General features: G+C 59.0%; 6 protein-coding genes and 1 rRNA gene. 4 read left to right on the top strand and 3 right to left on the bottom strand.

The window, feature by feature from the left end; translation table 11 throughout:
* The first annotated feature begins 58 nt into the window (after positions 1 to 58).
* From GJ700_RS21275 to GJ700_RS21285, 3 genes are all read left to right on the top strand, one after another.
* Positions 59 to 1000, top strand: coding sequence for a CysB family HTH-type transcriptional regulator (locus tag GJ700_RS21275; RefSeq protein WP_154377613.1), 942 nt, complete (start codon positions 59 to 61; stop codon positions 998 to 1000).
* A 1-nt stretch (position 1001) separates the two neighbouring features.
* Complete coding sequence (locus tag GJ700_RS21280; RefSeq protein WP_154377615.1) at positions 1002 to 1649, top strand: class I SAM-dependent methyltransferase; 648 nt, start codon at positions 1002 to 1004, stop codon at positions 1647 to 1649.
* A 106-nt stretch (positions 1650 to 1755) separates the two neighbouring features.
* Positions 1756 to 2829 (top strand): porin, encoded by a 1074-nt coding sequence (locus tag GJ700_RS21285; protein WP_371868059.1) that lies wholly within the window; start codon positions 1756 to 1758, stop codon positions 2827 to 2829.
* 21 nt (positions 2830 to 2850) lie between these two features.
* Here GJ700_RS21285 and GJ700_RS21290 read toward each other — a convergent pair whose 3' ends face one another.
* The 3 genes from GJ700_RS21290 to GJ700_RS21300 all read right to left on the bottom strand — a co-directional run bounded on the left by GJ700_RS21290 (position 2851) and on the right by GJ700_RS21300 (position 5856).
* Complete coding sequence (locus GJ700_RS21290) at positions 2851 to 3576, bottom strand: sensor histidine kinase (protein WP_195763971.1); 726 nt, start codon at positions 3574 to 3576, stop codon at positions 2851 to 2853.
* 130 nt (positions 3577 to 3706) lie between these two features.
* Positions 3707 to 4489 carry a LytR/AlgR family response regulator transcription factor gene (locus GJ700_RS21295; RefSeq protein ID WP_154377619.1) on the bottom strand — a complete coding sequence of 261 codons (783 nt, stop codon included), beginning with the start codon at positions 4487 to 4489 and terminating at the stop codon, positions 3707 to 3709.
* Positions 4490 to 4545: 56 nt separating this feature from the next.
* On the bottom strand, positions 4546 to 5856 hold the full coding sequence (locus GJ700_RS21300) for a sensor histidine kinase (RefSeq protein WP_154377621.1): 1311 nt from the start codon (positions 5854 to 5856) through the stop codon (positions 4546 to 4548).
* 493 nt (positions 5857 to 6349) lie between these two features.
* On the opposite strand from GJ700_RS21300, the gene GJ700_RS21305 reads away from it, so the two are divergent.
* Positions 6350 to 6450 (top strand): 16S ribosomal RNA (locus GJ700_RS21305); the annotation flags it as partial.

Consider the following 6450-nt stretch of genomic DNA (forward strand, 5'->3'; position numbering starts at 1 on the left):
GCGTATACGCATGCTCCCATACCACTGAGACTACCGAGCCACTGAGCCCCTAATAAGAATGAACCTTCACCAATTGCGGTTTGTCCGTGAAGCTGTCCGCCAGAACTACAACCTGACGGACGCCGCCAAAGCCCTGTTCACCTCCCAGCCGGGTGTTTCCAAGGCCATTATCGAGCTGGAAGAAGAGTTGGGCGTGGATATCTTTACCCGCCACGGCAAGCGGATCCGGGGCCTGACGGAGCCGGGCCGCTTGGTGTTGCAGTCGGTGGAACTGATCATGCAGGAAATCGACAGCCTGAAGCGCATCGGCAAGGAATATGCGGCGCAGGACAGCGGCAGCTTCACTATCGCCACCACCCATACGCAGGCGCGCTATACGTTGCCGAAGGTGGTGCAGGCGTTCATGCAAAAGTTCCCCAAGGTGCGCTTGTCTTTATTGCAAGGTAACCCGCGCCAGATCGCGGAAATGGTGCAGCGCGACCAGGCCGACCTGGCGATCGCCACGGAATCCATAGCCGGCGTGGAAAATCTTGTTACTTTGCCATGCTATCAGTGGGAACACGTGGTCGTGGTGCCGCCCGACCATCCGCTGCTGCGTTCCAAGACCATTACGCTGGAAGAGATTGCAGCATTCCCGCTGATCACCTACGATGGCGCCTTTGCCGGCCGCAGCAAGATCGACCACGCGTTTTCATTGCGGGGTTTGAAGCCGGATGTGCTACTGGAAGCCATCGATGCGGACGTCATCAAGACTTACGTGGAACTGGGCATGGGCATCGGCATCATTGCCGGCATGGCCTTCGACCCGGAACGCGACCGCTCACTGCGCGCCATTTCCGCGGGACACCTGTTTGGCATGAACGTGTCGCGGGTGGCCGTGAAGCAGGGCGCTTATTTGCGCTCTTATATTTATACGTTCATAGAATTGCTCGCGCCGACGCTGAACCGCAAGCTGATCGAGCAGGCTATGCACGGAGAAAAAGATAACTACGAACTTTGATATGAATACGCTGGAACAATATTACGCGCACTGCGCAGCCTCGTACGATGCGGTCTACGAGCAGGAAGACCGCCAGGATGACCTGGAAACCCTGCAGGAAGCCGTTGCCGAACTGATGCAGGGCCACAAAGTGCTGGAACTGGCTTGCGGGACGGGTTACTGGACGGAATACATCAGCATTGCCGCCGAGTCTGTCACGGCCATCGATTGCAGCCCTGAAATGCTGGCGCTGGCGGCCAAGCGCGACGTGGACACGGACGTCGTCACGTTTGCGCAGGGCGATGCCCGGACCTTGGCCGATATCCCGGCCGGACCATACACGGCCTGCTTCGCGGCAGGCTGGTGGTCGCACATCGGCCGGGCCGAGCAGGATAAATACCTGGCGTTGCTGCGCTCGAAACTGGGCAAGGATGCGTTGTTGGTGTTGCTTGATAGCAATCAAGTGGAAGGTGTCACGGTCCCCATCGCGCGCACCGATGCGGATGGCAACACGTACCAGTTCCGCACGGCGCCGGATGGCGAGCGCTTTGAAATCATGAAGAATTACCCCACCGACAGCTGGCTGCGCAAGCGTCTGTCCAATGCCGCCCGCGAAGTGCGCACCGAGCGCCTGAAGTACTACTGGCTCGCGACGTGCCGCCTGAAATGATGCCTGAGAAAAATTGTTGATGTCATATTGTTGAAGCATTTGATAGGCATGATTCGCCCCGTCAAGTTTCAGGCGACAACCCTATCAACCAACAATGGATCATCAAGTGAAAAAACTTACTCTGGCAGCACTGCTCATCGGCGCGTTCTCGGCTTCGGCTCAGGCTCAATCGAACGTGACCATTTACGGTCTGGTCGACGCCGGCCTGGTACGCGAGAGCGGCGGCGCCGCCGGCAGCGTCACCAAGGTCACCAGCGGCATCGGTGGTCAATCGCGCCTCGGTTTCCGTGGCGTTGAAGACCTGGGTAACGGCCTGCAAGCCGTGTTCAACCTGGAAAACGGCTTCAAGGCCGACGACGGCACGATGGACAACACCACCGGCGCCCTGTTCAACCGCCTGGCCACGGTGGGCCTGAAATCCAAGGAAATGGGTTCGCTGACCATCGGCCGTCAGTACACGATGCTGTACAACGCGCTGAGCCAGGTCGCCGACCCGTTCGGCGCAGGCTATGCCGGTTCCGCGAAAAACCTGTTCCCGACCGCCGGCGCCAATACCCGCGCCAGCAACTCGATTGTCTACAGCACGCCATCGTTCTCGGGCTTCTCCGTGGACGCGCTGTACGCGCTGGGCGAACAAGCCGGCAGCAACAAGGCTGGCCGCCAGTTCGGCCTGGGTCTGAACTTCTCGCAGGATGCGTTGAACGTGCGCCTGGTGCACAACAACCGCAACCTGGACGTGGTCGGCGCCGCACCGAAAGACACGGCCAAGAATACGCTGCTGGCCGCCAACTACGACTTCAAAGTCGTCAAGGCCTTCTTTGGCTGGGAAGTCAACAAGGGCGCGGGCAGCTCGGCCGTTCCAGTGGCGAACGCTTACGGCTTCAAAGTGGCGCCCAAGGCATCGAGCGACAGCGACAACCTGCTGCTGGGCGTGAACGTTCCTGCCGGTCCGGGTAACTTCATCGCGTCGTACACCCGCATGAACGACAAGACCGTCAACAACCAGGACGCCAACCAGATCGGCGTGGGCTACCTGTATCCGCTGTCGAAGCGTACGTCGACCTACGTTGCTTACGCCCGCATCAAGAACAAGAACGGCGCCGGCTACACCGTTGGCAACAACAACGAAGCGGGTTCCGGCGACAGCGCCTTCAACCTGGGCATCCGCCACGCGTTCTAAGCTGCAGCTGTAGTTTGAACGTCAAAGCGCCCCGCGGGGCGCTTTTTCATTGTGCGGCTCGGGCAGTGGCAGCACGATCGTGATGCGGGTGCCGCCCTGGCCCCGGATCGACATCTCGCCCTGCAAGCCCTGCACCCGCTCGCGCATGCCGATCAGGCCCAGTGAATGAGGTTTGCGCAAATCCTCGTCGGTCAGGCCGACGCCGTCGTCTTCCACGCAAATGCGCAGGCTGGCGCCATTGCGCCGCACGGCCACCCGCACCCGCCGCGCCTTGGCGTGACGGGCCACATTGGTCAGCGATTCTTGCACAATGCGGAACACGGTGGTGCTGAAATGGTCGCCGAAACACAGTTCCGATTCCAGCACGTCCAGTTCGCAGCGCAGCGGATTGCGCCGCGCAAAATCCAGGCACATGGCTTGCAGGGCGAAGTACAGGCTGCCATCGTCCAGCGCGCGGGGGCGCAGGTTGCTGGCGATGCGGCGCAGCGACGAGATGGCCGACAGCAGCAACTGGTCCATGCTGTGCACTTGCGTGGCTGCCGCGCGAGGCAGCGCCGGCTGGCGTTCCAGCAAGTTCAGGTCGACTCTTAGTGTGGCCAGCAACTGGCCGAGGTCGTCATGCAGTTCGCGTGCAATGTGGGATCGTTCGTCGTCGCGCACCGATTGCAACGGGGATGTGTCTGCGGTACGGCGGCCGAGCCCGCGTTCATTGCGGCGGCTGCGCGAGGGTTTGCTGCGCTGGTCCATGATGCCCTCCATGCGGCCGGAAGAGGGCCGCCATGGTGACAAAGTAGGGTAGCGCGGCTGCGCCAGGTTTGATCTGGCGCAGCAGCAGAGGTTAGTTGTTGATGGGTGGCAATTCTTCTTGCCGAGCCCCTTACATTTGCTTGAACAGGTGCAGGAACGAGCGCGACACTTCCAGCTTTTCCGTGCGGTCCTTGATCATGACCAGGTGGCGGCCACGGATATCGCGCGTCACGCCTTCGATGGCGTTGACATTGACCAGGGTGGCGCGGTGAATTTGCCAGAACAAGTCCGGGTCCAGTTCTTCCGCCAGGTCGCGCACGGGCTTGCGGATCAGCGCTTCATATTTGGCGGTCTGCACGCACGTGTATTTTTCATCGGAGCGGAAGAACAGGATTTCTTCCACGGGAATCATGCGCAAATCCTGGCCGATGCTGGCCTGGATCCATTGCAAATACGTTTTCTTGGGCGCGGCAATCTTTTCCGCCAACTGGTTCAGCATGGCCGCCACGCTGGCGTTGACATCGCCGCCACCGGCGGCCGGGGCGCCAGCCGGCGCGGCCAGGCGGCCCTTCAGGCGGTCGACCGTGATTTGCAGGCGTTCCAGCTCAGGCGGTTTCAGCACGTAATCAACGGCGCCCCGTTCAAAGGCTTCCACCGCATAGGCATCGTAGGCCGTCACGAAAACCACGCGGCTTTTATTGCCAATCGCGGCGGCCGCTTCCATGCCGGTTTTGCCGGGCATGCGGATATCAAGGAAGATGAAGTCCGGCTTCAGCTGGTCGACCAGTTCGATGGCTTCATCACCGTTTTTGGCTTCGCCGACGATGTCCAGTTCGGGCCAGACTTGTCCCAGGCGCATGCGCAGCTGGTCGCGCATCAGGCGTTCGTCATCGGCAATGATTGCTGTTGGCATATTGAAATATTGTTAAAAAATACGTTCGGTCATTATTCAATGAATCGGGGGGATTTTCAATCCGGTTTTTTCGCTGCCAGTGCGTAAGGCACTTCGATCGTGGCAATCACGCCGCTTGGGCTGTTGGGTTCGATGTTCAGCGAGCCGGCATTACCGTGCAACAGTTTCAAGCGTTCGCGGATATTCGACAGGCCCAGACCGGTGCCATCGCTGGGTTTGGCGCCGAAACCGAGGCCATCGTCCGTCACCGTCACTTGCAGCTTGTTGTGCGCCACTTGCGCGCGTACTTGCAAAGTGCCGCCTTCCGGTTTGCCTTCCAGGCCGTGTTTGATGGCGTTTTCCACCATCGATTGCAGCATCATGGGCGGGAAAGCTGCCGTGCGCAGGCCATCGGGGATATCGAAATCAATGGTGAGGCGTTCTTCCATGCGCATTTTCAGCAGGGCGAGGTAAGCGGCCACCATGTCCGCTTCGCGGCCCAGGTTCGTGACGAGGCTGCTGTCGCGCATTTGCGGGAGGACGGCGCGCAAGTACTTGATCAGGCTGCGCTGCATGGCGGAGGCGCGCGGGGGATCGGTTTCAATCAGGTATTCAACGGACGCCAGTGTATTGAAGAGGAAATGCGGTTCCACCTGGGCCTGCATCATTTGCATTTTGGCTTCACTGAGTTGGCGCTGCATGGATTCGCGTTCGGCGGCGGCGTTGGCGAACATCGTCTGCGCTTCCGCCCGTTTTTTGCCTCCCATCAGCGCCTTGGTGCCGAACAGGGCCAGGATCAGCAGGAAAATAAAGCTCTTGAACCAGGTCGACGCCTGCTTGTGATAGCGCGACACCTTTTGTTCGGCCGCATCGTCGACAGCCTCTTCAATAGCATTGGACAGTTCCTCGCCGATTTGCGGCGGCAATTCAATGTGGACTTCTTCGCCAGGCAGGGCGGGGGCGGCGTGGCCAGGCTTCAGTGGTTTGCCGGGCTTGTTCTGCAGTGGCTCGGGTGGCTCGGGCGGCGCGGGTGCTGCCGGTGCTTCGGGCGCTTCCGGTGTTGCCGGGGCTTCCGCGGATGCGGACTCCTTGCGCCCCTTGCCGGCGCGCGGGTTGAAGTGGATGCCGCTGTCATCGATGGTGATGCTGGTATCGGAGTGGCGCGCATTTCTCTTCTTGTCGCGCACGATTTGGGCGTACTCCTCATCCGGGCCGGATGAAAACAATTCATCTTGCAAGATCGAAGCGGCAATCATCGACAGCGCGGCAAACAGGAAGAATTTCCACCACGACAGCTGGGTAACCCAGGTCGCCGTGGCGTCAAAGCCCCGGTGCAGCCACACCAGGATGGTTCTCACGATGTCTTGTGCTTTCGGTTGAGGAAACATGCAACGCTTTCGGATTTTTCTGATGGTGCAACTGTACGCAAGGCACGGCGGATGCGCCATGGTGTTGCGACAGTCTGCATAAAACAGGGAATGGAAGGAAGAAAAGTTGCGAGGCGTCAAAACGTGGGCTTGCCAAATGTGCCGAGGCTTTGCTATAGTTCTGTCCCCGCAGCGCTGCGACAGATCAACGAAACAGCGTAGCAGGATGAAGTAAAGACGAGGGGTTGACGAGAATCACGAAACACTAGATAATCTCGCTTCTCTGCTGCTGACGAACAAAACGCTTCGTCAAATACGAAAAGTAAGCAGCCTTCTTTAAAAATAAACAGTCGATAAGTGTGGGTGTTAGATGAGATCAGCCCGGTATCTTTTAGATACTGATGCTCAAATTATTATTTAACACTCGCAAAAAAATTAACGTAAATCTCTTCGGAGATTTCGTCAGTATTTTGAGTGAGTGACCTCCAGCAGCAATGCTGGAAAAACAGAGATTGAACTGAAGAGTTTGATCCTGGCTCAGATTGAACGCTGGCGGCATGCTTTACACATGCAAGTCGAACGGCAGCACGGGCTTCGGCCTGGTGGCGAGTGGCG

The organism is Pseudoduganella rivuli, from assembly GCF_009674485.1.
GTDB classification, from domain to species: domain Bacteria; phylum Pseudomonadota; class Gammaproteobacteria; order Burkholderiales; family Burkholderiaceae_D; genus Rugamonas; species Rugamonas rivuli_B.